Consider the following 24,760-nt stretch of genomic DNA (forward strand, 5'->3'; position numbering starts at 1 on the left):
CCGTCGTGCCTAAAGTGCGCGACGTGACGCTGAGCGCGGCAGGGACCTCACAAATGCACATCCACCCGCCGAAGATCGAGTACTTCGACCTGGACGCCAAGAGCAACACGGACCCCAAGGGGCACCTGCGCGGCGTCGACGAGTACCGGCTGACCCAGCACGGGCTCTACATGTTCCGCCCCGTGCCGGGCCACCCGCAGCTGTCCCACTTCGAGTCGTGGCTGCTCCCGTCACACGGACTACGCGTCACACGTCAGTCCTGGCACCCTGGGCACGAGCGCGACTACGACCTCTACGTGGACATCGTGGAGATCACCTCCAGCGGGTCCGTGTGGAAGACCGTGGACCTGTACCTCGACCTGATCGTGCGCACAGGCCGCAGCGTGACGGTGTTGGACACGGACGAACTGCTCGCCGCCATGGGCAAGAACCTGATCCAGCCACACCGCGCGCAGTGGGCGCTGGAAACCGCCTACAACGCCGTCGCGGGCATCGCCGCGCACGGGCACGACGTCGTCCGCTGGCTGGCGTCGCAGGGGACCGTCACGACCTGGCGTCACGCCTAATACAGACGGTAACACCCGCTGGTCAACCGCCATCCGAGCCCGTTCACCGGAACGAGACCTATACACCTACAGACCGTGATGTAACGAATCGACCCGCAGTGTTACCGGCCGCACACTTACGGCTACCCTCGGGTCGCGTGGGAGCGGTCATCACACCTCAGTTGGTCGACGTTGTCGACACCGTCAGCGCAGTTCGGAGCTACTCGTCGGGAATGTCCCGACATCTGACGACCTGCCGGGTGGAGAGCTGGGGACTGCGCCTGGAATGCCCCACGCCGGAAGACCCGTTCTCCGACTCCGAGGTCACCTGGTTGATGCCGGACCTCGGCCTGCGCCTCACCCACAACCGCCCTCGGTCGAGGCACGCGCGCAGCGGCCCGAGCGTGCTGTCCGCCGTGCGCGTACTGCGCGACGGGCGCTCGTGGCGCACGACCGACCTGCTCCTGGGCCTGGCCGTGCCCGGCGGCACGACGGCCCGCATCGTCCGCTCCGAGGAGTTCGCCGCCGCCGTCGCGGGCCGCGTGCTCAACCCGGACGACGCCGACCAGGCGCTGCGCACCGTGCACCGCACGTTGGAGGAGGTCAGCCTGCACCGCCACGACCTCGGCGCATGGCTGACCCACCGGGGCATCTACGACGTCTGGCCGTCCTTGTAGAAGGCGTCCATCCGAGCCGTGGCGGCCTCCATCCACGGCTCCTTGTCGTCCCCGTACGCGATCCCGTCGGTGTGCCTGCTCGCGAGTTCCACCTTGAGGTCCTCGTACTCCTGCCGTGCGACCGCGTCCACCCGAAGCCAGTCCCGGAACCGCAACGCCCAGTCCCACCCGGCCCCGCCCTCGACCCGGACGTGCAGGTGGACCCGCCGCTGCGGATCGGCCCCCGCGTGCACCCGCTTGCGCCACTGCTCGGGCTCCCCGTACCGGGGCGTGTCGTCCAGCGGCCCGACCAGCGGGAACCCCGCATCGCCCAAGGACGCGGCCAACGAGTCGGCCTCGTCCAACGAGGACACGGCGAGCTGGAAGTCCAACACGTCCTTCGCCGCCAACCCGGGAACAGACGTCGACCCGACGTGCTCGACCCGCCGACCACCGGCCGCGTGCGAGATCCGCGCGGCCACCCGCGCCGCCTGCTCAGGCCACGTCGGGTCGTAAGGCACAACCCGGAGCGGCCCGGAAGCAAACCGGGACAAACGGACGTTCGCCTCGTAAGGGACCAACCGATCGGCCCACAGCGAGTCCACGACGGAAAGCACCCGATCGGGCGTACCCGAGTTGTCCAGCCACACATCGGCCACCGCACGCCGCTGCGCGTCGGAAGCCTGCTTGGCCATCCGATTCCGAGCGTCCTGCTCCGCCAACCCCCGCCCGATCAACCGCTCGACCCGAACCTCCGGCGCGGCGTCCACGATCAGAACCAGGTGGTACATCGGCGCGAGCCCACCCTCGACCAGGAGCGGCACGTCGTGCACGACAACCGCGTCGGCCGGCGCGGCGGCGATCAAGGCAGCGGTACGGGCCCCGATCTTGGGATGCGTGATCCCGTTGAGCGTCGCCCGAGCCGAATCATCACTGAACACCCGAGCCGCCAACGCCGCCCGATCGAGTGATCCAGCCTCATCGACAACCCCAGCCCCGAACGCCTCGACAATCTCCGCCAACCCAGGCGTACCGGGCGCAACCACCTCCCGCGCCAACAGATCGGCGTCGATCACCACAGCCCCGTGCTCGGCCAACCGCCCAGCCACCGTCGACTTACCCGACCCGATGCCCCCAGAGAGGCCCACACGCAACATGCCCACAGTCTGCCCGCAAACCAACACACCCCGCACACGCATTACCCCAGCACACACACCACCCAACCGTCTGCGTGTCATCCCCGTATGGCCTGCCCGCAGGGCAACCGCATTTGGTCAGGGAATGCAAGCACGCTTCACCGCTTGCATTCCCTGACCAAATGCGGTGGTCTTTGACAGGCCCTACGGGGATGACACGCAGACCCCCACGCTTTTCGTGTCATCCTTGGCGGCCTGCCCGTCCGGCGAGGACGCTCTAAACCTCTCCCCACACCCCACCGCCACCAGGCAACCTCAAGCGGCGACCACCAGAATCCCATCAGGCGACCACCTCTACGCCACCTCCCAAGGCAACCGCCCCAAACAACCGCCCCAAGCAACCACCCAGGCGACCACCCAAGGCAACCTCCCCAAGCGATCACCCCAAGCAACCCCCAAGGCATCCACCCCAAGCGGCCACCCAAGCGATCGCCCCTAGGCGACTATCCAGGCGGCCACCCGGCAGCCACAGCCCGCAGGTGAGGCAAAACCCCTGTTCAGCGCCCCAGCAGCCCTCCAGGGCGCGGCCTCCGGCCCCCGACACCATTATCCCACGGGGTACCGACAATTCTGCCGCGCAAAGCTGAGAACCATCTAAGCCAAGCCGCTCGACCAGTATCGTGAAACAACCTGTCAGGACGTGAGAAAACCCACCACGAAACCAATCTGAACACCAGCCCGAACACCCGCCTCATGACGCTCGAAAAGCGACACTAAAGGGCAGATCCGCACGATAGATAGACAAGACAAAAAGACACCACAACTGGGCACTACGACCCAGCGCTAGGGGCCAGTTCTACAGGACAAATCGACACGCACGTCCCCGCCTAAACCCCGGGAACTCACCACAATGCCCGGCTGGAACGCCCCGGAGGACACAACAGGTCAGGCGTCCTCGATTGGCGTCATCGACTGGACCGCCAACGCGGTCAGGACCGCACTCATCTGGTCGTCCGGCACGAACCCGACCTTCGCCCGCGCGACGAACGTCGTCTTCCCCAACGACCCGATCAACAACCGTTCCGCCGGCGTGCTGACCAACGACGCTTTCTGCTTCCCCACATCGACCTCGGCCACCGACCCACCCTCGGCCCGCTCCGCCGCGACGCTGTCCGCCACCCGCTCCTGGGCGGCACCCGAGTCCGCGTACGTCGCCAACCCGATGATCAGCGGCGACGCAGCGAGAGCCTGCTTCTCACCCAGGTCGTAATAGCAGTCGATCTTGGCGGTACGGGCCAGCGACGGCTCCGCGATCCCGATGATCGTGCGCACATCACCCTGCACCTCACGACCGATCCGGGAGTTGACCTTCTCCACCGGAACGATCAGCTCGCAGTCGTCGGGCAACTCGCGGTCCACCATCACAGGCGTCCGCACCACCGTCGTGGGCGCGAGAATCGTCGGGATCTGGACAGGCGGCGCGATCGACTGCGGCTGCGCCGAACACCCCCCGACCACAACCGCCAACATCGCCGCAGCAACCCCGGCCCACCCCGCGCTCACACGACCAGCGGTAACACGACCAGCGCTCACACGACCCGAGCCCGCCCGACGCACACCCACACCCGCCCGACCCACACCCGCCCGACCCGCGCTCGCACTCGCACTCGCACTCGCCCGAACTTCACCCGCCGACATACCGGACGCCACCCCCGCCGACCCAACGACCGCCAACCCAACGACCGCCACCGCACCCATCGCCGCACCCACCGGCGTCACCACCCCGGCGTCACCACACCCACCGGCACCACCGCCGCTGCGACCGAAGCCGTTGTCCCCTCGCCGAATCCGAGCAGCCACAGGGATCACAATTTAGCGCACGACAACGGCCCCGCACCTGGAACCGGTGCGGGGCCGTCGTGGCGTTCTCCGTCGTGCCGACCCGTGCTCAGCCGTGCCGACCGGGCACAGCCCGGGTCGTGCGGCCGATCACCCGACCCGCGAACGGGTCACGTGATCACGAGATCACGCGCCGCCCGACAGCTTCTCGCGAAGCGCGGCGAGCTGCTCGTCGCTCGCCAGGGTGCCGCCGGCCTGGGCCGGGGCGCCGCCGCTGCTGCTCGCAGCCGCGACCGGGGCGTCGCCGCCGGAGGAGTAGTTGGTCTCCCCCGCCGCCTCTTCCTCGGCCGCCGCGGCCTTCGCGACCTGCTTCATGTGGGCCTCGTAGCGCGTGTGGGCCTCGGCGTACTGCCGCTCCCACTCCTCGCGCTGCTTGTCGAAGCCTTCCTGCCACTCCTGGGTCTCCGGGTCGAAGCCCTCGGGGTAGATGTAGTTGCCCTGGTCGTCGTACTCGGCGGCCATGCCGTACTGGGTCGGGTCGAACTCGGAGTCGACCGTGAAGCCCTCGTTGGCCTGCTTGAGCGACAGCGAGATCCGCCGGCGGTCGAGGTCGATGTCGATGACCTTGACCATGACGTCGTCGCCGACCTGGACGACCTGCTCCGGGATCTCCACGTGGCGCTCGGCCAGCTCGGAGATGTGGACCAGGCCCTCGATGCCCTCGTCCACGCGGACGAACGCACCGAACGGAACCAGCTTGGTGACCTTGCCCGGCACGATCTGGCCGATCGCGTGGGTCCGGGCGAACTGGCGCCACGGGTCTTCCTGGGTCGCCTTCAGGGACAGCGAGACGCGCTCGCGCTCCATGTCGACGTCCAAGACCTCGACCGTGACCTCCTGGCCGACCTCGACGACCTCGGACGGGTGGTCGATGTGCTTCCAGGACAGCTCCGAGACGTGCACCAGGCCGTCCACGCCACCCAGGTCCACGAAGGCACCGAAGTTGACGATGGAGGACACGACGCCCTTGCGGACCTGGCCCTTCTGGAGCTGGTTGAGGAACTCGCTGCGCACCTCGGACTGGGTCTGCTCCAGCCACGCGCGACGGGACAGGACCACGTTGTTGCGGTTCTTGTCCAGCTCGATGATCTTGGCTTCGAGCTCGCGGCCGACGTAGGGCTGCAGGTCGCGCACGCGGCGCATCTCGACCAGGGAGGCGGGGAGGAAGCCGCGGAGACCGATGTCCAGGATGAGGCCGCCCTTGACGACCTCGATGACCGTGCCCTTGACGGGCTCGTCCTTCTCCTTGAGGGCCTCGATGGTGCCCCAGGCGCGCTCGTACTGAGCCCGCTTCTTGGAGAGGATCAGCCGCCCTTCCTTGTCCTCCTTCTGGAGAACCAGGGCTTCGACCTCGTCACCGACCTTCACAACCTCGTTGGGGTCGACGTCATGCTTGATCGACAACTCGCGCGAGGGGATGACGCCCTCGGTCTTGTAGCCGATGTCGAGCAGGACCTCGTCCCGGTCGACCTTGACGATGGTGCCCTCGACGATATCGCCATCGTTGAAGTACTTGATGGTCTTGTCGATGGCGGCGAGGAAGTCCTCCTCCGTCCCGATATCGTTGATAGCGATCTGCTTCGGCGCAGTGGCAGCCGGGACAGTGGTGGTGTCGGTGGACATTAGGTAGGTGGCTCCGGTACGGATTGGGGTCGTCTGGCATGTGGGTACAACACTGCGCGGGAGGCAAGGCTTCCCCCGACGACCAGTCCCGTGACGTGCATACCGATCATGGGCAGCGCGAACCCACTACGCGGGCGGTATCGTACGCGTTCCGACGACCCGCGGGCAAACCGCACCCCCTGCGCGTAACCCTGAAGGAGCAGCGTGTCCGACCAGCACGCGAGCGCCGAACTGGCGCTCGGCACGACCGGCATCGCGCTGCGGGGCGCCGACGCCGCCGAATCGCGGACCGCGAACCGGATCTGGTGGGACGCCGACGCGGACGACTACCACGCCGAACACGGCGACTTCCTGGGCGCGGCGGACTTCGTCTGGTGCCCGGAGGGGCTCCGCGAGGAGGAGGTCGGGTTCCTCGGCGACGTGACCGGCCGGCGGGTGCTGGAGGTGGGCTGCGGGTCGGCCCCGTGCGCCCGGTGGCTGGCGGCCAAGGGCGCGCTCCCGGTCGCGTTCGACATCTCCGCCGGGATGCTGCGGCACGCCGTGGCGGGCAACTCCGCGACCGGGCTGTCCGTGCCGCTCGTGCAGGCCAGCGCGGACCAGCTGCCGTTCGCGGACGCGAGCTTCGACGCCGCGTGCTCGGCGTTCGGGGCGGTGCCGTTCGTCGCCGACGTGGGTGACGTGTTCCGCGAGGTGTCCCGCGTGTTGCGGCCTGGCGCGCCCTGGGTGTTCTCCGTGACTCATCCGATCCGGTGGATCTTCCCGGACGATCCGGGGCCCAACGGGCTGACCGTGACGCAGTCGTACTTCGACCGCACCCCCTATGTAGAGGTCGACGAGAGCGGGCGGGCGACGTACGTGGAGCACCACCGGACCATGGGCGACTACGTCCGCGCGCTGGTCGGGGCGGGGCTGGAGCTGGTGGACGTGGTCGAGCCGGAGTGGCCCGCGGGGCACTCCCGGACGTGGGGCCAGTGGAGCCCGCTGCGGGGCCGGCTATTCCCCGGCACCGCGATTCTGCGGACGCGCAAGCCGTAGCCTGCGGTCATGACCGTCAGTCGGGGGCTGGTGGAGGCGCAGGGCACGCGGTTCGCGGGGATCGACCCCTGGCTGCCGACCGTGGTCGCGCCGCCGGACGGGGACGTGATCACCGCCGCGCTGCCGGACGGCACGCGGGTCGCGGGCGTCGTGCAGCACCAGGTGCACGACCGGACGTCCGCGGCACGCCTGTGGTCGGCGACCGAGGTGTGGGAGCTGACGCCGCTGCTGGGCGGCGCGGGCGCGGCTGGGATGGACGCGCTGCTGCGCGCGTGGCGGCAGTGGATGGACCGGGCGGGCCCGGCCGAGCGGGACTCGGCGTGCGTGGTGACGTGGCCGAGCCGGGACGCCGAGTCCGCGCGGGCGCTGCTCGACCACGGCATGGTGCCGCTCTCCGTGATCGCGGTGCGCCGAACTTCACCCGTCGGGGTGACCCGGACACCGCAGTCCGCGATGGCGCGGGCCACCTCCTCCCGCACGCCCGGGACCCCGTCCCCCGCCCAACCCAACGCCTCCCCGCACGCCTCCCCGCACGTCTCGCCGCGCCCCGGGACCCCGGCGGCCCCGCAGCGCGCCGGGCAGCCGGGGCACACCGTCCCGCTCGCCGGAGCGGCCGCGCGGCGCACGCCGCCCCCGTCCGGGACCCTCGCCGTCCGCCGCGCGACCCCCGCCGACCTGGACGCCGTGATCAACCTGGCGCTGGCCGAACTGCGGTACTCGGCGCTGGTCGGCTCCACCGTCGACCGGCCGGAGGCGGCCGAGCTCAAGCGCCGCACGCTGGCCGAGCGGCTCACCGCGGGCGGTCCGGCGTGGCTCGCCGAGCGGGACGGGATCGCGGTCGCGCTGGCCGAGTGCGCGCTGGTCACCTCCGAGCCGGGGAACTGGACGTCGACCCGGTTGCCGACCGGTCGCTGGGGCTACGTCAACTGCGTCTCGGTGCTGCCCGGCGCGCGGGGCGCGGGGATCGGGCGGCACCTGATGGCCTACGCGCACCACGAGTTGCAGCGGTTGGGCACGGTCGGCAGCTACCTCTACTACAACCCGCCGAACCCGCTGTCGTCGGTGTTCTGGCCCCGGCAGGGCTACCGCCCGCTGTGGACGGTGTGGGAAGTCCGCCCGGCGGGCGCACTGCGCTAGCCGGAACCCCACGCCTGCCGGCACGGAGGCGTCCACGCGCAGCAGACCGGTCTCCGCGCTCCGCACTGGACGCGCGCGGGAGCACCTGCTCGACGCGCGGACGTCCGGTCGCACTGCGCCATTCGGCGGCAGGTGTTGCACTTGTCGCACCGGATCACAACCGACGCGGTTGCGGTCGATGCCTGGCTGCGCCACTATTTGAACTGACCAGTCAGTTCAAAGAAGGGGTTACGCCGTGGAGATCCACGCACAGCGCGTCGGCGTCGCCGGGCCGCACGGCCCGTTGCTCAAGCCGACCAGCCTGCGCGTGCCGCCGGGCGAACTGGTGGTGGCGGCGGGCCCCCCGGACGCGGGGCACACCGCGTTCGCCCTGGTGCTGTCCGGGCGGATGCGCCCGAGCACCGGTTCCGTCACGCCCGACGCCGCCGCGCTGCGCGACCAGGTCGTGCTGGTGGACTCGCCCGGCGTGAACGAGCCCGAGGCGTCGCTCTCGCTGGCCGGGGTGGTCGGCGAGGAGCTGGCCATGAACCGGCAGCGCAGCGGGCGCAAGGCCGTGGCCGACTGGCTGGTCGAGCGCGGGGCCGAGGCGCACATCGACACCCGGTTCGAGTACGTGCCGGCCGACGTCCGGTGCGGGCTGATGTTGGAGCTGGCCGCAGGACGTCCCGGCGCGCGCGTGCTGATCGTGGACACGCCGGACCGCTACCACGGGGACCCGGCCGGCTGGCTCCAGCTCGCGCGCGACCACGTGACGCCCGAACTCTCGGTCGTCGTCCTGTGCACGACCACGTCCGCCGCCGTGCTCGGCATCCCGGTGGCCCGCCTGGGCGCGGACAACACGCTGCCCGCGCCCGAGGAGCACACCGCCAAGCACGCCCGCGCGCTCGACCCCACCGAACGCGACCTGCACCCCGTCACGACCCGTCTCCCGCCGGCCCCGCCGACCGTCCGCACGTTCCCCGCCGGCACGCCGGCACCTGGCGCGACACCGGCCACCAAGCCCGAGCAGGCCCCGAACCAGGCCACGCCGCAGCCGGCCGGCACCGCGCCCGCAGCCACCACACCCGCCACCACCCAGGCCGCCGAGCCGACCGGCACCGAGCCGACCGGCACCAAGCCGGCGAGCACCGCGCCCGCAGCCACCACGCCTGCATCCACTGCGCCCGCAGCCACCACGCCGGCCGCCGAGCCGGCGAGCACCGAGACCACGAAGCGAACCGCCACCGACGTCGGCGAGCCCACCCGACCGGACCTGCGCCCGGCCGTCGACCACGCCGAGGAGAACCAGTGACCGCCCTGCGGATGGCGTTCAACGAACTGCGCCGCATCACCTCCGGCAAGCTGCCCAAGCTCGCGGTCCTGGCCCTGGCCCTGGTGCCCCTGCTCTACGCGGCCCTCTACCTCTACGCCAACAAAGACCCCTACGCGAACCTCAAGCAGGTCCCCGCCGCCCTCGTCGTCGAGGACAAGGGCGCCACCACCAGCGACGGCACGACCAAGAACGCCGGCGAGGACGTCGCCACCGAGCTGATCTCCGGCGCCAAGTTCGACTGGCACCGGGTGAGCGCCGACGACGCCGAGGAAGGCGTCCGCAACGGCACCTACACGTTCGCGCTGACCCTGCCCGCCGACTTCTCCAAGGCGCTGCTGTCCTCCGGCGAGTTCACCCCGCGCCAGGGCGTGATCATGCTGACCACCAACGACGCCAACAACTACCTCGGTTCCACGATCGCCAACCAGGTCGTGGCCGAGGTCCGCCGGTCGGTGTCGGTGAAGGTGGGCGCGGAGGCCGCCGACAAGCTGCTGCTCGGCTTCTCCACGATCCGCGCGAAGACCGCCGAGGCCGCCGACGGCGCGACCACCCTGGCCAACGGCCAGCAGGACGCCCTCACCGGCAGCCAGAAGCTGGTCGACGGCGCGGGCCCGCTCGCGGACGGGGCCGCGCAGCTCTCCGCCGGGCTCAAGCAGCTGCGCGACCAGACCCAGGCCCTGCCGGCGAAGTCCCAGCAGCTCGCGGACGGCGCGAAACAGGTCTCCGACGGCAACGAGACGGTCGCGAAGACCGCCGAGGACTACGCCGCCAAGGCGCAGACCCTGGTCGGCCGGTTGGACCAGGTCAACGGGGACATCGCGACCCGGCTGCGGGCGGCGGGCTTCACCGAGGAGCAGGTGCAGCGCGTGCTCCAGACGTTGACCGAGGCGCGCGCCCCGGTGGACGACGCCAACGCCAAGGTCCAGGGCACCGCCGGCCAGCTCAGGACGCTGGCCAACGGCGCGAAGCAGGTGTCCGACGGCGCGGCGCAGCTCGCCGCCTCGACCCCGGCGCTGACCGACGCGATCACCAAGCTCAACGACGGCGCGGCGCAGGTCGCGTCCGGCAACGCCCAGCTCCGCGACGGCGCGGTCGCCCTGCGCGACGGCGAGCAGAAGCTCGTGGACGGCACGAACAAGCTGCGCGACGGCCTGAACGAGGGGGTCGCGCAGATCCCGAACCCGGACGACCCGACCCGCGAATCCACCGCCGACACCATCGGCGACCCGGTGAACGTGCGCGGGGTGAGCCAGACCTCCGCCGGCAGCTACGGCGCGGGGCTCGCCCCGTTCTTCCTCGGGTTGGCCACCTGGATCGGCGCGTTCGTGCTGTTCCTGCTGCTCAAGCCGTTGTCACGGCGGGGGCTGGCGGCCGGGCAGAACGCGCTGCGGGTGGCGCTGGGCGGGTGGCTGCCCGGGGTGCTGCTGGGCGCGGCGCAGGTGGTGATCATGTTCTCGGTGGTGACGCTGGTGGTCGACATCCGGCCCACGCACCCGGTGTGGACGCTCGGGTTCCTGCTGCTCACGTCGGCGACGTTCGTGGCCGTGCTGCACGCGTTGAACGCGCTGCTGGGCGCGGTCGGCAAGTTCGTCGGCCTGGTGCTGCTGATCCTCCAGCTGGTCAGCGCGGGCGGCACGTTCCCGTGGCAGACGATCCCGGTGCCGCTGTACCCGCTGCACTACGGGCTGCCCATGGGCTACGCCGTGGACGGGTTGCGGCACCTGATGTACGGCGGGTCGCTGGGCAGCGTCGGCAAGGACGCGCTGATCCTGGTCGCCTACCTCGTCGGATCGCTTGCCTTGTCGACGTTCGCCGCGTACAAGCAGCGGGTGTGGACCCCGTCTCGACTGAAGCCCGAGCTGGTGCTGTGACCAACACGCGACCCGGCCGCACCGCCGTCACCAAGCAGAAGCTGTTCGACGCCGCGCTGAAGCTGGTCGGCGAGCGCGGCGCGGCGAGCGTGACGGTGGACGAGATCGCCGCCGAGGCCGGGGTCGCGAAGGGCACCGTCTACTACAACTTCGCCAGCAAGGACGCCCTGGTGGACGCCCTGCTGCGGCACGGGGTGGAGCTGCTCGCGTCCCGGCTGCGGGTGGCCGAGGGCGAGGCGGAGACCGAGCGGGCGATGGAGTCGCTGGTCGACGGGGTGCTGGGGTTCTTCGCCGAGTACCCGGCGTTCGGCCAGCTGCTGGTGAGCGAGCTGTGGCGGACGCCGGGCCAGTGGCACGGCACGCTGAGCCTGCTGCGCGACGACATCGTGTCCATCGTGCGCGGGCAGATGCAGCGGCTGTCCGACGAGGGGCGGCTGCCCGAGGGCGTGCAGGTGGGCACCGCGTCGGCCGCGCTGTTCGGCACGTTGCTGGTGGTCGCCCTGGACTGGCAGGTGTTCCAGCCCGAGCGGACGCTGGCCGACGTGCGCGAGGCGGTGCTGATCCTGGTGCGCGGCCTGCGCCCGGCGGGCTGAGCACCCACCCGCCGACCCGGCGGACCGGGCCACTGGCGGACCGGGCCACTGGCGGGTCGGGGCTACTGGCGGACCGCCCAGGTGTCGACGTCGCCGACCTGGTGCATCGACGGCGGCTTGCCCTCCACCGCGCGGCGCACCGCCTCCAGCACGCCGACGGACGCCTCCTCGTGGCTGAGCCAGCGCGTGCCGGTGCCGTGCTTGACGATGCCGAGCACCACCTGCTGGGTGGGGTGGCCGGCCAGGATCGGCTCCGGGACGCCGTGCCGGGAGACGATCCCGCTGCTGTCGTGCACCTCGACCACCGGCGCGTGCTCGGCCAGCAGCGGCGCGACGGCGCGCAGCACGGGCACCCGGTAGCTCAGGTGCACCCACGCCACCAGCAGGTCCGCCGGTCCCGGCAGCACCTCGCGGACGCGCCGCGCCAGCTCCTCGGGCCGGGCCCAGTCGGCGTGCACCCACTTCGCGCCCGCCCCGCCGGCACCTCGCGACCCGGCGCCCTCCGACGCCGCGCCCAGGGGTCGCCCGACACCCCGGAGCCCGGCCTGGGGCACGTGCCCGCGCCCACCGAGCGCCGCGCGGGCGGCGACGCCCGCGCGCGGTGGTCTGCGCGACGGCAGCACCACCTGCCAGCCCTGCGCCAGCAGGTCGTCCGCACAGCCCTGCAACATGCCGGTGCCCCCGAGCACCAGCGCCGTCCGCCCACTCATCGCACCGACTCCTCGCCGCGCTCCGCGGCCCGCCGGAGGGGCCCGGCGCGCCACTGGTCCACTTCACGCTGCCCGCGCAGCCGGACCACCGCCAGTCGGGGGCCGTGTTCGCCGGCCAGCACCGCGGTGATCCGGTCACGCGTGTGGCCGTGCGACTTCCACGCCCACCGCAACAGATGTTCCCGGTCGGTGAACACGGTGTGCAGGGGCGGTTCGGTGTTGCCGTTCCACAGTTCTTGCCGGCGCACCCGGCGGACCACCGTCCGCACGGCCACCCGGCGCAGCACGGTGTGCTTCGGGTGGTCGAGCCAGACCAGCGTGTCGGCGCGGGCCAGCAGCAGCGGCCGGGCCGCGGTGTACTGCCACTCGGTCGCCCAGGAGCCGCGTTTCACCAGCTCCCGCACGTCGGCCTCGAACTCGACCCGCTTCGTCCACTGTGGACCGTGGAACAGCGAGTCCATTTCCACATAGGACAGACCGAGCACGTCCGCGACGCACCGGGCCATCGTCGTCTTGCCCGCACCGGAGGTGCCCGCGACCAGCACCCGCCTCGGCGAGTGCGGCAACTCGTCAGTAGGTCCTAACAGCGGCACCGGGAAAGGCTACCGTCGCGCCGCAACCCCCCGGACGGACTCGCGCGACGGCCACCCGATCGGGCAAGCGAGACGAGCGTTCCACCGAAAACCTCCCACCACCCGCGCTCCCGGTTGGCCGGCGGCACACCACCGATCAGTCCTCAGTGGACTGGACCAGTGGTGGAACGTCGTTGACGCGCAACGCGTCCAGGTGCCGCGCGAGCACCGCGCGAATGAGGTCGGGCGTGGTCAGGTCGGGTTGCAGCACCGCGTTGACGGCCAGGCCGTCGAGCAGCGCGGCCAGCCGTTCGGCCTCCGGCCCGACGTCGGGCACGCCGACCCGCTCCAGCACCCGGCGGGCGATCATCCGGATGCCGTCGTGCAGCCGGCGGGCGCCCGGCGCGAGGGCGGGCCGGGTGCGGGCCGCCCCGGAGAACTCCAGCCAGACCACCGCCTCGTCGTGCCGGTCCGGGTCCAGCGGGACCAGTTCGCCGAGCAGGTCCACGACGCCCGCGCGCCGCTCCCCCGGCGTGTCGGCGGCGTAGATCTGCGCCACCCGGGCCAGCACCCGGCGCTCGACCCGCTCGGCGAGTTCGTCCAGCGCGAACACCAGCAGCTCGTCGTGATCGGTGAAGTAGTGCCGCACCGAGCCGATCGCCAGCCCCGCCTCCTCGGCGACGTTGCGCAGCGAAGCCTGCTCCAGGCCGCGCGCGCGGACCACCCGGAACACCGCCTCGGCGACGGCGCGGCGGCGGGACTCGGCATCGACCACCTTGGGCACGGTTCCTTTCTAGCACAGACGTGCTAGCTTAAGTAGCACGGTCATGCCACATAAGGGGGAGACACACATGCTGACCTGGTTGCTGATCGCCGCGGCCGTGGTGGCGGTCGCGGTCAAGAGGATGCTCGGCGAGCCGCTCAACGCCCGTGACCTGTTCGTCCCGCCGCTGGTGCTGCTCGGCATCGGCGTGTACGACCTGACGAAGATCTCGTTGACGCCGGTGGACGTGCTGTGGCTGGTGGGCGGATCGGTGGTGGGCGTCGCGCTGGGGGTGCTGCGCGGCACCACCGTCAAGGTGTACGAGCGCGACGACGTGCTGTGGCAGCGGTACACGCCGTGGACGCTCGCGGTGTGGGTCGGGTCGTTCGCGGTCAACGCCGGGCTGGGGTTCGTGGCGGTGGCCGCCGGGATGCACGCCGACGCGCGGCCGATGACGCTGTCCATCGGCGTCGGCCTGCTCGGTGAACTCGTCCCGGTGGGTTTGCGCGCGATCCGGTCCGGCGTTCCGTTCGCCCCGGAACGGCGGTGACGCAGTTCATGTAACGCCCGCCGAAAGGTGTCGAATCGGAAAATTCCGGTGCCGGTTCCCGGACCCGCACCGCATACTGGGACGACACAATGCAGGGGGAGAGATGACCCACCCGAACTCCGGGCAACCGGAAATCCCGCCGGGGTTCCCGGTGCCCGACCAGTCCGACCAGTACCGCCCGCCCAGCGGCTACCAGCCTGCCGACCAGGTGTTCCAGCCCGCCGCAGAGGTGCCCGGCGACCAGGTCTTCCAGCCCGCCGTGCAACTGCCGGCGGGTCCGGAATTCCACCCGGCCGCGCAACTGCCCGGCAGCCCGGAATTCCCGCCGGCCGGCCAATCCGGGCAGCCCGCGCCGATGCCGGTCGCGCCCCGGAAGAAGACCGGGCTGGTGGTGCTCTCGGTGCTCGCCGTGCTGTTCTTCGCGACCGCCGGCGTGTTCGGCGTGCTGTACGCGAACAAGGTGAGCGAAAACGACCGGATCAGCACGCAATTGGCCGGCAAGGAAAAGGAACTCACCGACTCCGGGAAGAAGCTCGCGGACGCGCAGGACGCGGCGTCCAAGGCCAAGGACGCGGCCCAGGTCGCGGAGACCGGCCGCAAGCGCGCCGAGGACGACGGCGCGTCGATGGTCAAGTGCCGCGACGCCGCCCGCTCGCTGCGCGAAGCGATCTTCGCGAAGGACGAGGGCCGCGCCGACAAGGCGTTCCTGGACGTCGTCGCGACCTGCTGACCCCCGGTCACGCCGCCCCCGGACGTCGTCGCCCCCTGCCGGCGCGTCAGCAGGGGGCGAACAGCCGCCGGGTGCCGGTCCCGTAGGCGGTCGGGTCGGTGAACCGGCAGCCGTAGCCGGGGTCGGCCACCGCAGCGGGGTCGTCCACGACGTCCCCCTCGGGCCGCGCCCCGGTGTCCGCCCAGACCACGAGGTCGTCCCAGGCCCGGCCGACCTCGGCCGGGCTGAACTCGCAGTGCTCCACGGCACGGATCGCGCGCTGCGCGAGCAGGTGCGACCGGCCGTGGAACCGGACGTCGCGCAGGTAGCGCTGCTCCATCGAGAACGGCACGAACAGGTCGCCCAGGTCGTGCAGCGACAGCACCGGCGCGCTCGGCCGGCCGACGACCTGCGGCACCTCGGTCAGCTTCCCGGTGAGCCGCGCCTCGACGTTGCGCGGCGGGACCCTCTCCACCACGCGGTCGAGGTCGACCGGGGCGTTCGGGGTGTAGCGGGTGAACAGGTTGGTGGCCACCTGGATCGGGTCGGACGCCAGGTCGCGGGCCGGCGGGTTCCCGGCCAGGTCGAACAGGAAGTCCTTCCAGTGCAGGAACGCGGCCCGCGCGCCGGGCCGTTCACCGCCGCTGCGCGAGGCCACGAACCGGGCGAGCTGCTCGCCGAGTTCGTTGGGCGTGCCGTAGAGGCCGAGCGCGGCCTTGATCCCGGGCACGACGGACCCGAGGTAGTCGGCGGGCAGCGGGTAGGCGTCGACGCCGGCCAGCGCCTGGGCCACGACCTGGTAGTCCAGCAGGTAGTCGAACAGCTCCTGGTCGCCGAGCACGCCGCACAGCGGCAGGGCCGCCCGGTAGAAGCCGGGGAACTGCTCCAGCGACCGCCCGATCACGTGCCCGCCCATGGAGACGCCCGCGACGAACACGTCCGAGGGCGTGCCGACCAGCTCGCCGAAGCGCAGGGCCAGGGCGTGCGTGCTCTCGACGCCCGCCTTCACGTCGTAGCCGTTGGCGTAGTAGCTGGAGGAGGCCCAGGCGAAACCCTGGTCGAGCAGCCGTTGGCGCAGTTCGTAGGCCGGAGGGTCGACGGTGAGGACCTTGCCGGTGCCCCGGTAGCCGTGCGCCCACATGGCCAGTCGGCCGTTCCAGCGGGGCGGGACCTCGATCGCGTACCCGGCGTGCTCGTGCACGCCTTGCAGCACGCGACTGGGTCGTCCACCGACCAGCGCGGGCGGCAGCACCGGGTTCGAGATCGTGTAGCCGGGCAGCGGCCGGTCCGGCGGGGTCGCCGTGGTCTGGCCCGAGCGGGCCGAGGCCGGGCGCGGCACCGCACTGGCGGGGGCGGCGAACAGCAGGATCAGGACGGAGACCAACCCCAGGACCCGGCGCATGGCCCGATTGTGCTCACCACCGGAGGTCGGCCACCAGGTCCTCGTGGGTGAGGGTGAAGGTGAGCGGGTAGCTGATCCGGAGGGATTCGCGGTCGGACGCGTCGAGCCGCACGCCGGGGAACACGCGGCGCACCAGGTGCACCATCGCCACGTTCTCGTAGAGCACCTCGCCGGTCAGCTCCGCGTAGGCCAGGTCGGTGGCCAGCCTGCCGATCTCGGTCATCAGGCGGGTGCCGACGCCCTTGCGCTGCCACCGGTCGACCACGGCGACCGCGATCTCGGCGACGTCCTCCCCGGTGGCGGCCAGCCGGGCGATCCCGATGGCGCGCCTGCCGGACTCGGCGACCACGGCGGCCCGGCGGCGGCCGTCCAGGTCGGTCAGCCGACCGCGCATGGACGCGGTGAGCCGGGGCACCGGGGCGTGGAAGCGCAGGTAGCGGCTCTGCGCCGACAGGCCCTCGAACACCGCGTCGACGGCTGCGCCCACGTCGTCGCGGTCGAGCACGCGGAGTCTGGTCATGACGGCCCCCTAGGTTCGGAATCCGAACCCTAGCTGGATCTGTTTTTCGAACGCAAGGGGTATTCTGCTGGTATGTCGCCTGTGAAGGTCGCCGACGAGCTGTGCACCGTGTCCCTGCCCGCCGCCCTGCTGGGCGAGCGGTGGACGTTGCTGCTGCTCCGCCAGGCGTTCCTGGGCACGCGGCGGTTCGAGGACTTCCAGTCGGCGATGGACATCTCGCGCAGCGTGCTCACCGAGCGGCTGGCGAAGTTCGTCGACGAGGGCATCCTGCGGCGGGTCGCGTACAAGGACGTGCGGACGCGCTACGAGTACCGGCTCACCGAGAAGGGGCTGGACCTCTACCCGGTGCTGATGGCGCTGCGCAAGTGGGGCGACAAGTGGATGTCGCCCGAGGGCGGCACGTCGTTCGAGCTGCACCACCACGAGTGCGGCGGGGACGTCGACGTGCGCGTGCAGTGCGCCGCGTGCGGCGACGAGCTGTCGGCCCGCGACGTCCGGGTCACCCCCCTGCGCTGACGCCCACCGCCCCGGACCGGCGGCCTCGGCGAGGCGCCAACGAGACGGGGTCGACCGCCTCGACCGGGCCGCCGATCCGCAGGTACGACGGCGAGCCGCGCCTCGGCCGGGACGCCCCGAGTTCCGCGGAGAGCCTGGTGAAGGCCGCGATCCTGGCCTCCAGCCCGGCGAGTTCGACCACGGCCCGCCGGCGGCGCGACATCTTCCGGACCAGGGCCCGCGTCCGGGTCGGGTCCACGAGCGCGTGGACGTCGGCGGACGCCCGGAGTTCCTGCGCTCTGCGCCGCCACTGCGCGGCCTCGCGGGACAACCTGTCGTGCAGGATCAGACCGACTCTCGCCGCGAGCACGAACTGGACCAGGTCGTCCTCCCGCGGCGTCCCGATGGTCGCCCACCGGTCGTCGAACCAGTACGGGAAGTCCCTGCGGCCCTTCCGCACCCGCATCCAGTCGACCAACGTCACCACGTCCGCCGTCACCAGCCCCGCCAGGTGTCGCGCGACCGCCGGGTCCACCTCCCCGAAGGCGGCCAGGTGGGCGCCGAACTCGGGGTTGTGCACGAGTAATCGGCTCAGCTCGTACGGGTCGCCCTCGCGCACGGCGAGGCCGAACGCGACGGGGATGCCGGCCGGGTGCCGGACGGCCGCGTCGCGGAGGACCCGGTGCGCCCGCTCGGGTTCTTCCGCGAGGTCCAGCGCCGCCGCCACCAGCAGCGAGGACCCGGCGGAGAAGCCGTTGTCCGGCAGGTCGGCGTAGCGGGCCGCCTTGGCGAACGCCTGCGCGGCGGCCGAGTAGGCGCCCTCCCGCACGTAGCCGTAGGCCAACCCCCACCACGACCACGCGTGGTACGGGTTGGCGGCCAGCTCGGCGAGGAAGTCACGCCGGGACTCCGCCCACCACTCCCGGCGCAGCGCGTGCCACGCGCGCGCCTGGAGGGCCTCGGAGTCATCGGGTCGGGCATGGGCCGCCGCCAGGCGGGCGGACACCGCCGACGAGCACGCCGCCGCCAGCAGGGACGGGTTGACCGTGACGGCTCCGACCGCCACGTCCCCCATACCGCCGAGGACGTCGAGCAGACCACGCCACGACAGGTCGCCGAAGGTCGACCGGAGCCGCTCGTAGAGCACCTCCGGGGAAGCGCCGTCCACGGCGGGCGGCGGCCACCGGCGGGTTCGGGTCGGTGCGGCGGCGGCGCGGCGACGACCGCCCGCCGCCTTCGACACCACGACGGTGCCCCGGACCCCCGAGGCGAAGAAGGTCGGTTCGTGGCCCGCGCGGGTGCGGACCCTGGGGTGGACGTAGTCGTACAGCTCCGAGGCGGAGAGGTAGCCGTCCTGGTCGAGGTCGGCGTCCGGGTCGTGCAGCCCTTCGATGACTGCTTCGGTGAAGAACGACCGTGAGCCCTGCTCAAGGGCGGGCTGCCAGCGGTCGGTGGCGGTCAGGACGACGTACCCGCGCCCGTCGTGGTCCTCCAGCACGCTGTCGGGCAGCGACTTGTCGGTGAAGCCGGCGATGATGCTCGCGCTGAAGCAGCAGTCCAGCAACAGGATCCGGCTGCCGGCGCCGGACCGCTCCAGGCTGTCGCGCACGAACGCGCTCTCGCAACTCGTGGCGCTGATCAGGTCGGCTTCGCTGTCGGTGGTCGCGAAGTACAGCCGGCCGTCCCGGTCGCGCTGCCCGTGGCCGGAGATGTAGACCAGCACGGTGTCCTCGGCGCGCTTGCCCGCCGCGATGCGGGCGACCTCGTACCGCACGTCCGCCGCCGGCCGGTCGACGCACGAGGTCACCTCGAAACCGCCCAGGTCCGGGTCGCGCAGCACGGCGGCCAGCCGGCGCACGTCGTCGACCGGCGACCAGAGCTGCGGGTACGCCGGGTCCGCGTAGGCGTTGGTCCCGACCAGCAGCGCGAAACGTCCCACAGCGACCCACCCCCGTTACACCGGGTGCCGCCACCACGAGCGGCCCCGGGGCGTCAGTGCGCGGCTTCGTCCCAGGAGCGGCCGACCCCCACCGACACCTCCATCGGGACGCTGAGTTCGTACGCCTGGCCCATCTGGGCGCGGACCAGGGCCTCGACCGCCTCCCGCTCGCCCTCGGCGATCTCCAGGACGAGTTCGTCGTGCACCTGCAGCAGCATCCGCGAGCGCAGGCCGGAGTCCCGCAGCGCGTTGAACACCCCCAGCATCGCGACCTTGATGATGTCCGCCGCCGAGCCCTGGATCGGCGCGTTCAACGCCATCCGCTCGGCCATCTCGCGGCGCTGGCGGTTGTCGCTGTTGAGGTCGGGCAGGTAGCGGCGGCGGCCCAGGATGGTCTCGGTGTAGCCCTTCTTGCGGGCGTCCTCGACGATCGCGTGCAGGTAGTCGCGCACGCCGCCGAAGCGGGCGAAGTACGCCTCCATCTGCTCGCGCGCGTCGTCGGCGGTGATCCGCAACTGCTGCGCCAGGCCGTACACCGACAGCCCGTACGCCAGGCCGTAGGACATCGCCTTGACCCGCCGCCGCTGCTCGGCGGTGACCTCGGCGGTCGGCACCGAGAACGCCCGGGACGCGACGAACGTGTGCAGGTCCTCCCCCGACCGGAACGCCTCGATCAGGCCCGCGTCCTCGGACAGGTGGGCCATGATCCGCATCTCGATCTGGCTGTAGTCGGCGGTCATCAGCTCGGCGTAGCCGGGGCCGACCACGAACGCCTCGCGGATCCGGCGGCCCTCGTCGGTGCGGATCGGGATGTTCTGGAGGTTCGGGTCCGTCGAGGACAGCCGGCCGGTCGCGGCGATGGTCTGGTGGAACGTGGTGTGGATGCGGCCGTCGTCGGCCACCGACTTGAGCAGGCCGTCCACCGTGGACTTGAGCCTGGTCACGTCGCGGTGCGCGAGCAGGTGCTGGAGGAACGGGTGCTCGGTCGCCTCGAACAGGTTCTGCAACGCGTCCGCGTCGGTGGTGTAGCCGGTCTTGGTCTTCTTGGTCTTCGGCATGTTCAGCTCGTCGAACAGCACCGTCTGCAGCTGCTTGGGCGAGCCGAGGTTGATCTCCTTGCCGATCACCCCGTACGCGTCCTGCGCGGCCTGCTTCACGCCCGCCGCGAAGTGCGCCTCCAGCGCCGCCAGGTGCTCGGAGTCGATCGCGATGCCGACCGACTCGACCTCGTCCAGCACGTTCATCAGCGGCAGTTCCAGGCCCGCCAGCAGGCTCTCCTGGCCGGTCTCCACCAGCTGCCGGTCCAGCGCGTCGGCCAGCTCCGCGACGGCGGAGGCCCGCACGATCGCGTTCTTCGCGGTCTTCTCGCGCTCCTCGTCCTCGTCGGCGAGCAGCGAGAGCTGGCCGTCGTCCGGCTCCTCGGCGCGCAGCTCGCGCTGGAGGTAGCGCAGCGCCAGGTCGTCCAGGGCGAAGCTGCGCTGGCCCGGCCGGACCAGGTAGGCGGCCAGCGCGGTGTCGCTGGTCAGGCCCGCCAGCCGCCAGCCGCGGGCGCGCAGGGCGCGCAGCGGGAGCTTCAGGTCGTGGCCGGCCTTCGGCGCGGTCTCGTCGGCCAGCCAGGCGGCCAGGGCGTTCTCGTCGGCCTCGGTGAGCCCGGCGACCTCGACGTAGCCGCCCTCGCCGCCGGCGAACGCGATGCCCTCCAGGTCGACGCCGGTCTGCCGGAACGCCAGGCCCACCCGGCGGCCGGTGGCGTGGGTGGCCAGCCAGGCGGCGAGCGCGCCCGGCTCGACCGCGCCGCCGGAGACCTCGAAGCCCTCCTCGGCCTCGGGCTCGGCGGTGGACAGGGTGGCGAACAGGCGGTCGCGCAGGACCCGGAACTCCAGCTCGTCGAACAGCCGGTGCACCGCGTCGCGGTCCCAGTCCTTCGCGTCCAGCTCGGCCGGGCCGACCGGCAGCTCCACGTCCCGGACCAGCTCGGTGAGCTGCCGGTTGAGCATGATGTTGGCCAGGTTCGCGCGCAGCGCGTCACCGACCTTGCCGGGGACCTCGTCCACGTGGTCGATCAGGCCGTTGAGCGAGCCGAACTGGGTGAGCAGCTTCACGATCGTCTTGGGGCCCACGCCGGGGGTGTTGGGCAGGTTGTCCGACGAGTCGCCGCGCACCGCCGCGTAGTCGGCGTACAGCTCCGGCGGGACGCCCTGCTTCTCCAGCACCAGCTCGGGGGTGTAGCGGGCCAGCTCGGAGACGCCCTTGACCGGGTAGAGCACGGTCACCTTGTCGTTGACCAGCTGGAGCGCGTCGCGGTCGCCGGTGCAGATGAGCACCTCGAAGCCGAGCGCGGTGGCCTGCGTGGTGAGCGTCGCGATGACGTCGTCGGCCTCGAAGTTGTCCTTCTCCAGGGTCTGGATGTTGAGCGTGCCCAGCACGTCCTGGATGAGGCTGACCTGGCCCTTGAACTCGTCCGGCGTCGCGCTGCGACCGGCCTTGTACTCGGAGTACGCCTCGGTGCGGAAGGTCTTGCGCGAGACGTCGAAGGCCACCGCGATGTGCGTGGGCTGCTCGTCGCGCATGAGGTTGATCAGCATCGAGGTGAAGCCGTAGACCGCGTTCGTGGTCTGGCCCGTGTTGGTCTGGAAGTTCTCCTTCGGCAGCGCGAAGAACGCCCGGTAGGCCATCGAGTGGCCGTCGACCAGCAGCAGACGGGAGGCTTCTGAAGTGCTCACGCCGGCGAGTCTAGGGTGAGGGTCCGACAGTCGTGCACCGAGTGGAGCAGCAACGTGAGCCCGAACCCAGACGGCGTCCCCGGCGGCTTGGCGGACGTGCCGGGCGCCGACCAGGCGGTCGCGCACGAGCAGTTGACCGCGAAGATGGGCATCGAGATCACCCGATGGGATGCCGACCGGCTGGTCGGGACGATGCCCGTGAAGGGCAACCGCCAGCCGTACGGGCTGCTGCACGGCGGCGCGAACGCGGTGCTGGCCGAGACGCTGGGGTCCATCGCGGCGGCCATGCACGCCGCGCCCGACCGGCTGGCCGTGGGGCTGGAGCTGTCCTGCACGCACCACCGCGGGGTGACGGAGGGCGAGGTCACCGGGGTGTGCACGCCGATCCACCGGGGCCGCTCGACCGCCACCTACGAGATCGTGGTCAGCGACGAGCAGGGCCGGCGCACGTGCACGGCGAGGCTCACCTGCTTCCTGCGGCCCGCGCCTAAGGTCCAGGCATGAGGTGGACGGGCTTGGTGGTGGCGGCGTTGCTGGTCGCCGGGTGCAGCAGTGCCCCGGCCTCGGAGACTCCCCCGACGTCCGCGCCACCGACCTACCCGGTGCCGGCGGGCACCGCGCGGCCGGACGAGAAGATCCTGCACCTGCCGACGACCTCGGACGGCGACACGGCGTTCACCCTGGTCGGGCTGACCACCGGGATGACCACGCTGATCGGCAGCCACGCCGAGTTCGAGGCGAAGGGCCAGTTCGTCCGGATCCGGCTCAGCGTGATCAACAACGGGCGCAGCACCTCCTCGTTCAACGCCCGGCGGCACCTGCTGGTGGACGACAAGAAGGTCGAGTACCCGGTCGACACCGAGGCGATGACCATCAAGCGGCAGCCCGACGTGATCGACGTGGGGGCGAACGTGCGGCTGGAGTACGACGTGTACTACGACCTGCCCAAGGACGCGAAGCCGTTGGCGCTCAAGGTGTACGGCGGCCCGACGTTGACCGACCTGAAGGACGCGTCGAGCACGGAGATCCTGCTCAGCCAGTGACGCCCGGACGACGAGAGGCCCGCCGACGCGTGGTCGGCGGGCCTCTTCGGCACCCGGTGCTCTGTCCTCAGTGCCCGCCCAGGTAGGCGGCACGGACCTGCGGGTCGTCCAGCAGTTCCAGGCCCGGCGCGGACTTGACCACCCGGCCGGTCTCCAGCACGTAGGCCCGGTCGGAGAGCTTGAGCGCCTGCTGGGCGTTCTGCTCGACCAGCAGGACGGTCGTGCCGCGCTTGTTGATCTCCTTGATGATCTCGAAGATCTGGGCGATCAGCATCGGCGCGAGCCCCATGGACGGCTCGTCGAGCAGCAGCACCTTCGGCTTGGTCATCAGCGCCCGGCCGATGGCGATCATCTGCTGCTCGCCGCCGGACATGGTGCCGCCGAACTGGTTCTTGCGCTCGGCCAGCCTCGGGAACAGCTCGTAGACCTCGGCGAGGTCGGCGCTCAGGTCGTCCTTGCGGGTGTAGGCACCCATCAGGAGGTTCTCCTGCACCGTCATGCCGGGGAACACGCCCCGGCCCTCGGGCGACTGGCCGATGCCGAGCAGGACCCGCTTGTGGCCGGGCATCCGGGAGATGTCCTGGCCGTCGAACAGGACCTTGCCGCTGGTCAGCGGGCGCAGGCCGGAGATGGTCTTGAGCGTGGTCGTCTTGCCCGCGCCGTTCGCGCCGATCAGCGAGACGATCTCGCCCTCGTTGACCTCCAGGCTGATGCCCTTGATCGCGGCGATCTTGCCGTAGTGGACGTTGATGTCCTTGACCTCAAGAAGCATCTTCGGACACCCCCAGGTACGCCTCGATGACCTTCGGGTTGTTCTGCACCTCGTGCGGCAGCCCTTCTGCGATCAACTGGCCGAAGTCGAGCACGGCGACGCGGTCGCTGACGCCCATGACCAGGCTCATGTCGTGCTCGATGAGCAGCACGGTCCGCCCGCTGTCGCGGATCTTGCGGATGAGGTGCTGGAGCGCCTCCTTCTCCGCCGGGTTCATGCCGGCCGCCGGTTCGTCCAGCAGCAGCAGCTTCGGGTCGGTGGCCAGCGCGCGGGCGATCTCCAGCCGGCGCTGGTCGCCGTACGGGAGGTTCTTCGCGGTCTCGGTCATCCGCGCCGAGATGCCCACGAAGTCGAGCAGCTCGCGGGCCAGCTCGCGCCCGCGCTTCTCCTCCTTCCGGTGCCACGGCAGGTTCAGCGTCGCGCCGATCGCACCGGTCCTGTGGTGCGCGTCCGCGCCCACCATCACGTTCTCCAGCGCCGACATGTTGTGGAACAGCCGGATGTTCTGGAACGTGCGGGCGATGCCGCTCTTGGTGATCTTGAACCGCTTGGTGCCGTTGATCCGCTCGCCGTTGAACAGGACCTGGCCCTCGGACGGCTGGTAGACGCCGGTGACCACGTTGAACACCGTGGTCTTGCCCGCGCCGTTGGGGCCGATCAGGGCGAAGATCTCGCCCTCGCCGATGCTGATCTTCGCCTCGCGCAGCGCCACGACGCCGCCGAAGCGCATCGTCACGTCGTCCAGCTGAAGGACG

Annotated in this window: 24 protein-coding genes; 12 read left to right on the plus strand and 12 right to left on the minus strand. The window is 71.3% G+C overall.

Annotation, left to right across the window (positions count from 1 at the left end; all coding sequences use genetic code 11):
- The first annotated feature begins 53 nt into the window (after positions 1-53).
- Together AC0HI0_RS24280 and AC0HI0_RS24285 are read left to right on the plus strand one after the other, a co-directional pair.
- On the plus strand, positions 54-566 hold the full coding sequence (locus tag AC0HI0_RS24280) for a ribonuclease FAU-1 family protein (protein WP_480925800.1): 513 nt from the start codon (positions 54-56) through the stop codon (positions 564-566).
- A gap of 212 nt (positions 567-778) precedes the next feature.
- Complete coding sequence (locus AC0HI0_RS24285) at positions 779-1,222, plus strand: ribonuclease FAU-1 family protein (protein WP_480925801.1); 444 nt, start codon at positions 779-781, stop codon at positions 1,220-1,222.
- On the opposite strand, the gene coaE is transcribed toward AC0HI0_RS24285, so the two are convergent.
- From coaE to rpsA, 3 genes are all read right to left on the minus strand, one after another.
- Positions 1,198-2,358, minus strand: a complete 1,161-nt coding sequence (coaE, locus tag AC0HI0_RS24290; RefSeq protein ID WP_480934373.1) for a dephospho-CoA kinase — start codon at positions 2,356-2,358, stop codon at positions 1,198-1,200. The genes AC0HI0_RS24285 and coaE overlap by 25 nt on opposite strands.
- 924 nt (positions 2,359-3,282) lie before the next feature.
- Entirely contained in the window at positions 3,283-3,759 is a 477-nt protein-coding gene (locus AC0HI0_RS24295) for a hypothetical protein (protein WP_480925802.1), read from the minus strand.
- A gap of 603 nt (positions 3,760-4,362) precedes the next feature.
- Positions 4,363-5,859 carry a 30S ribosomal protein S1 gene (gene rpsA, locus AC0HI0_RS24300; RefSeq protein ID WP_480925803.1) on the minus strand — a complete coding sequence of 499 codons (1,497 nt, stop codon included), beginning with the start codon at positions 5,857-5,859 and terminating at the stop codon, positions 4,363-4,365.
- A gap of 204 nt (positions 5,860-6,063) precedes the next feature.
- Here rpsA and AC0HI0_RS24305 point away from each other — a divergent pair, with 204 nt between their 5' ends.
- The 5 genes from AC0HI0_RS24305 to AC0HI0_RS24325 all read left to right on the plus strand — a co-directional run bounded on the left by AC0HI0_RS24305 (position 6,064) and on the right by AC0HI0_RS24325 (position 11,807).
- The gene (locus tag AC0HI0_RS24305; protein WP_480925804.1) at positions 6,064-6,894 is read left to right on the plus strand and encodes a class I SAM-dependent methyltransferase; all 831 of its coding nucleotides are present in this window, start codon (positions 6,064-6,066) and stop codon (positions 6,892-6,894) included.
- Positions 6,895-6,903: 9 nt separating this feature from the next.
- The gene (locus AC0HI0_RS24310) at positions 6,904-8,031 is read left to right on the plus strand and encodes an N-acetyltransferase family protein (protein ID WP_480925805.1); all 1,128 of its coding nucleotides are present in this window, start codon (positions 6,904-6,906) and stop codon (positions 8,029-8,031) included.
- Between the two features lie 235 nt (positions 8,032-8,266).
- Entirely contained in the window at positions 8,267-9,322 is a 1,056-nt protein-coding gene (locus AC0HI0_RS24315; RefSeq protein WP_480925806.1) for an ATP-binding cassette domain-containing protein, read from the plus strand.
- The gene (locus AC0HI0_RS24320; RefSeq protein WP_480925807.1) at positions 9,319-11,214 is read left to right on the plus strand and encodes a YhgE/Pip family protein; all 1,896 of its coding nucleotides are present in this window, start codon (positions 9,319-9,321) and stop codon (positions 11,212-11,214) included. Before AC0HI0_RS24315 ends, AC0HI0_RS24320 begins: the two co-directional genes overlap by 4 nt.
- On the plus strand, positions 11,211-11,807 hold the full coding sequence (locus tag AC0HI0_RS24325; protein WP_480925808.1) for a TetR/AcrR family transcriptional regulator: 597 nt from the start codon (positions 11,211-11,213) through the stop codon (positions 11,805-11,807). Before AC0HI0_RS24320 ends, AC0HI0_RS24325 begins: the two co-directional genes overlap by 4 nt.
- A 62-nt stretch (positions 11,808-11,869) precedes the next feature.
- Here the strand turns inward: AC0HI0_RS24325 and AC0HI0_RS24330 are convergent, their stop codons facing one another.
- The 3 genes from AC0HI0_RS24330 to AC0HI0_RS24340 all read right to left on the minus strand — a co-directional run bounded on the left by AC0HI0_RS24330 (position 11,870) and on the right by AC0HI0_RS24340 (position 13,873).
- On the minus strand, positions 11,870-12,517 hold the full coding sequence (locus AC0HI0_RS24330; RefSeq protein ID WP_480925809.1) for a Rossmann-fold NAD(P)-binding domain-containing protein: 648 nt from the start codon (positions 12,515-12,517) through the stop codon (positions 11,870-11,872).
- Entirely contained in the window at positions 12,514-13,110 is a 597-nt protein-coding gene (locus AC0HI0_RS24335) for a P-loop NTPase family protein (RefSeq protein ID WP_480925810.1), read from the minus strand. Before AC0HI0_RS24335 ends, AC0HI0_RS24330 begins: the two co-directional genes overlap by 4 nt.
- A gap of 136 nt (positions 13,111-13,246) precedes the next feature.
- Positions 13,247-13,873 carry a TetR/AcrR family transcriptional regulator gene (locus AC0HI0_RS24340; RefSeq protein WP_480925811.1) on the minus strand — a complete coding sequence of 209 codons (627 nt, stop codon included), beginning with the start codon at positions 13,871-13,873 and terminating at the stop codon, positions 13,247-13,249.
- A 67-nt stretch (positions 13,874-13,940) separates the two neighbouring features.
- Here AC0HI0_RS24340 and AC0HI0_RS24345 point away from each other — a divergent pair, with 67 nt between their 5' ends.
- Together AC0HI0_RS24345 and AC0HI0_RS24350 are read left to right on the plus strand one after the other, a co-directional pair.
- Complete coding sequence (locus tag AC0HI0_RS24345; RefSeq protein WP_480925812.1) at positions 13,941-14,402, plus strand: CcdC protein domain-containing protein; 462 nt, start codon at positions 13,941-13,943, stop codon at positions 14,400-14,402.
- Positions 14,403-14,505: 103 nt separating this feature from the next.
- Positions 14,506-15,132: a hypothetical protein gene (locus tag AC0HI0_RS24350; protein WP_480925813.1), complete on the plus strand. Its 627-nt coding sequence runs from the start codon at positions 14,506-14,508 to the stop codon at positions 15,130-15,132.
- Positions 15,133-15,178: 46 nt separating this feature from the next.
- Here AC0HI0_RS24350 and AC0HI0_RS24355 read toward each other — a convergent pair whose 3' ends face one another.
- Positions 15,179-16,513, minus strand: coding sequence for a hypothetical protein (locus AC0HI0_RS24355; protein WP_480925814.1), 1,335 nt, complete (start codon positions 16,511-16,513; stop codon positions 15,179-15,181).
- A 13-nt stretch (positions 16,514-16,526) separates the two neighbouring features.
- Positions 16,527-17,033 carry an N-acetyltransferase family protein gene (locus tag AC0HI0_RS24360; RefSeq protein ID WP_480925815.1) on the minus strand — a complete coding sequence of 169 codons (507 nt, stop codon included), beginning with the start codon at positions 17,031-17,033 and terminating at the stop codon, positions 16,527-16,529.
- Between the two features lie 72 nt (positions 17,034-17,105).
- Between AC0HI0_RS24360 and AC0HI0_RS24365 the strand changes: the two genes are divergently transcribed.
- Entirely contained in the window at positions 17,106-17,549 is a 444-nt protein-coding gene (locus AC0HI0_RS24365) for a winged helix-turn-helix transcriptional regulator (RefSeq protein WP_480925816.1), read from the plus strand.
- On the opposite strand, the gene AC0HI0_RS24370 is transcribed toward AC0HI0_RS24365, so the two are convergent.
- A complete protein-coding gene (locus AC0HI0_RS24370) occupies positions 17,533-19,467 on the minus strand; it encodes a caspase family protein (protein WP_480925817.1) in 1,935 nt (644 codons plus the stop codon). The two genes, AC0HI0_RS24365 and AC0HI0_RS24370, sit on opposite strands and share 17 nt — an antisense overlap.
- Positions 19,468-19,520: 53 nt before the next feature.
- Positions 19,521-22,190 carry a DNA polymerase I gene (polA, locus tag AC0HI0_RS24375; RefSeq protein WP_480925818.1) on the minus strand — a complete coding sequence of 890 codons (2,670 nt, stop codon included), beginning with the start codon at positions 22,188-22,190 and terminating at the stop codon, positions 19,521-19,523.
- A 54-nt stretch (positions 22,191-22,244) separates the two neighbouring features.
- On the opposite strand from polA, the gene AC0HI0_RS24380 reads away from it, so the two are divergent.
- Positions 22,245-22,694, plus strand: coding sequence for a hotdog fold thioesterase (locus AC0HI0_RS24380; RefSeq protein ID WP_480925819.1), 450 nt, complete (start codon positions 22,245-22,247; stop codon positions 22,692-22,694).
- Positions 22,691-23,233 (plus strand): DUF4352 domain-containing protein, encoded by a 543-nt coding sequence (locus AC0HI0_RS24385; protein WP_480925820.1) that lies wholly within the window; start codon positions 22,691-22,693, stop codon positions 23,231-23,233. The genes AC0HI0_RS24380 and AC0HI0_RS24385 overlap by 4 nt, the downstream gene beginning before the upstream one ends.
- A 67-nt stretch (positions 23,234-23,300) precedes the next feature.
- Here the strand turns inward: AC0HI0_RS24385 and AC0HI0_RS24390 are convergent, their stop codons facing one another.
- Positions 23,301-24,005: an ABC transporter ATP-binding protein gene (locus AC0HI0_RS24390; RefSeq protein WP_480925821.1), complete on the minus strand. Its 705-nt coding sequence runs from the start codon at positions 24,003-24,005 to the stop codon at positions 23,301-23,303.
- Positions 23,995-24,735, minus strand: a complete 741-nt coding sequence (locus tag AC0HI0_RS24395; RefSeq protein ID WP_480934374.1) for an ABC transporter ATP-binding protein — start codon at positions 24,733-24,735, stop codon at positions 23,995-23,997. Before AC0HI0_RS24395 ends, AC0HI0_RS24390 begins: the two co-directional genes overlap by 11 nt.
- Between the last annotated feature and the right edge of the window lie 25 nt (positions 24,736-24,760).

It is taken from the genome of Saccharothrix sp. NBAS 001, from assembly GCF_056640475.1.

Bases quoted from the DNA above. Each gene is read 5' to 3' on its own strand.
- AC0HI0_RS24310 (WP_480925805.1), top strand. From the start codon at position 6,904: ATGACCGTCAGTCGGGGGCTGGTGGAGGCGCAGGGCACGCGGTTCGCG.
- AC0HI0_RS24355 (WP_480925814.1), bottom strand. From the start codon at position 16,513: ATGCGCCGGGTCCTGGGGTTGGTCTCCGTCCTGATCCTGCTGTTCGCC.
- AC0HI0_RS24285 (WP_480925801.1), top strand. From the start codon at position 779: ATGTCCCGACATCTGACGACCTGCCGGGTGGAGAGCTGGGGACTGCGC.
- AC0HI0_RS24360 (WP_480925815.1), bottom strand. From the start codon at position 17,033: ATGACCAGACTCCGCGTGCTCGACCGCGACGACGTGGGCGCAGCCGTC.
- coaE (WP_480934373.1), bottom strand. From the start codon at position 2,358: ATGTTGCGTGTGGGCCTCTCTGGGGGCATCGGGTCGGGTAAGTCGACG.
- AC0HI0_RS24395 (WP_480934374.1), bottom strand. From the start codon at position 24,735: ATGCGCTTCGGCGGCGTCGTGGCGCTGCGCGAGGCGAAGATCAGCATC.
- AC0HI0_RS24350 (WP_480925813.1), top strand. From the start codon at position 14,506: ATGACCCACCCGAACTCCGGGCAACCGGAAATCCCGCCGGGGTTCCCG.
- AC0HI0_RS24280 (WP_480925800.1), top strand. From the start codon at position 54: ATGCACATCCACCCGCCGAAGATCGAGTACTTCGACCTGGACGCCAAG.
- AC0HI0_RS24365 (WP_480925816.1), top strand. From the start codon at position 17,106: ATGTCGCCTGTGAAGGTCGCCGACGAGCTGTGCACCGTGTCCCTGCCC.
- AC0HI0_RS24330 (WP_480925809.1), bottom strand. From the start codon at position 12,517: ATGAGTGGGCGGACGGCGCTGGTGCTCGGGGGCACCGGCATGTTGCAG.
- AC0HI0_RS24295 (WP_480925802.1), bottom strand. From the start codon at position 3,759: ATGGTGGACCGCGAGTTGCCCGACGACTGCGAGCTGATCGTTCCGGTG.
- AC0HI0_RS24345 (WP_480925812.1), top strand. From the start codon at position 13,941: ATGCTGACCTGGTTGCTGATCGCCGCGGCCGTGGTGGCGGTCGCGGTC.
- AC0HI0_RS24385 (WP_480925820.1), top strand. From the start codon at position 22,691: ATGAGGTGGACGGGCTTGGTGGTGGCGGCGTTGCTGGTCGCCGGGTGC.
- AC0HI0_RS24390 (WP_480925821.1), bottom strand. From the start codon at position 24,005: ATGCTTCTTGAGGTCAAGGACATCAACGTCCACTACGGCAAGATCGCC.
- rpsA (WP_480925803.1), bottom strand. From the start codon at position 5,859: ATGTCCACCGACACCACCACTGTCCCGGCTGCCACTGCGCCGAAGCAG.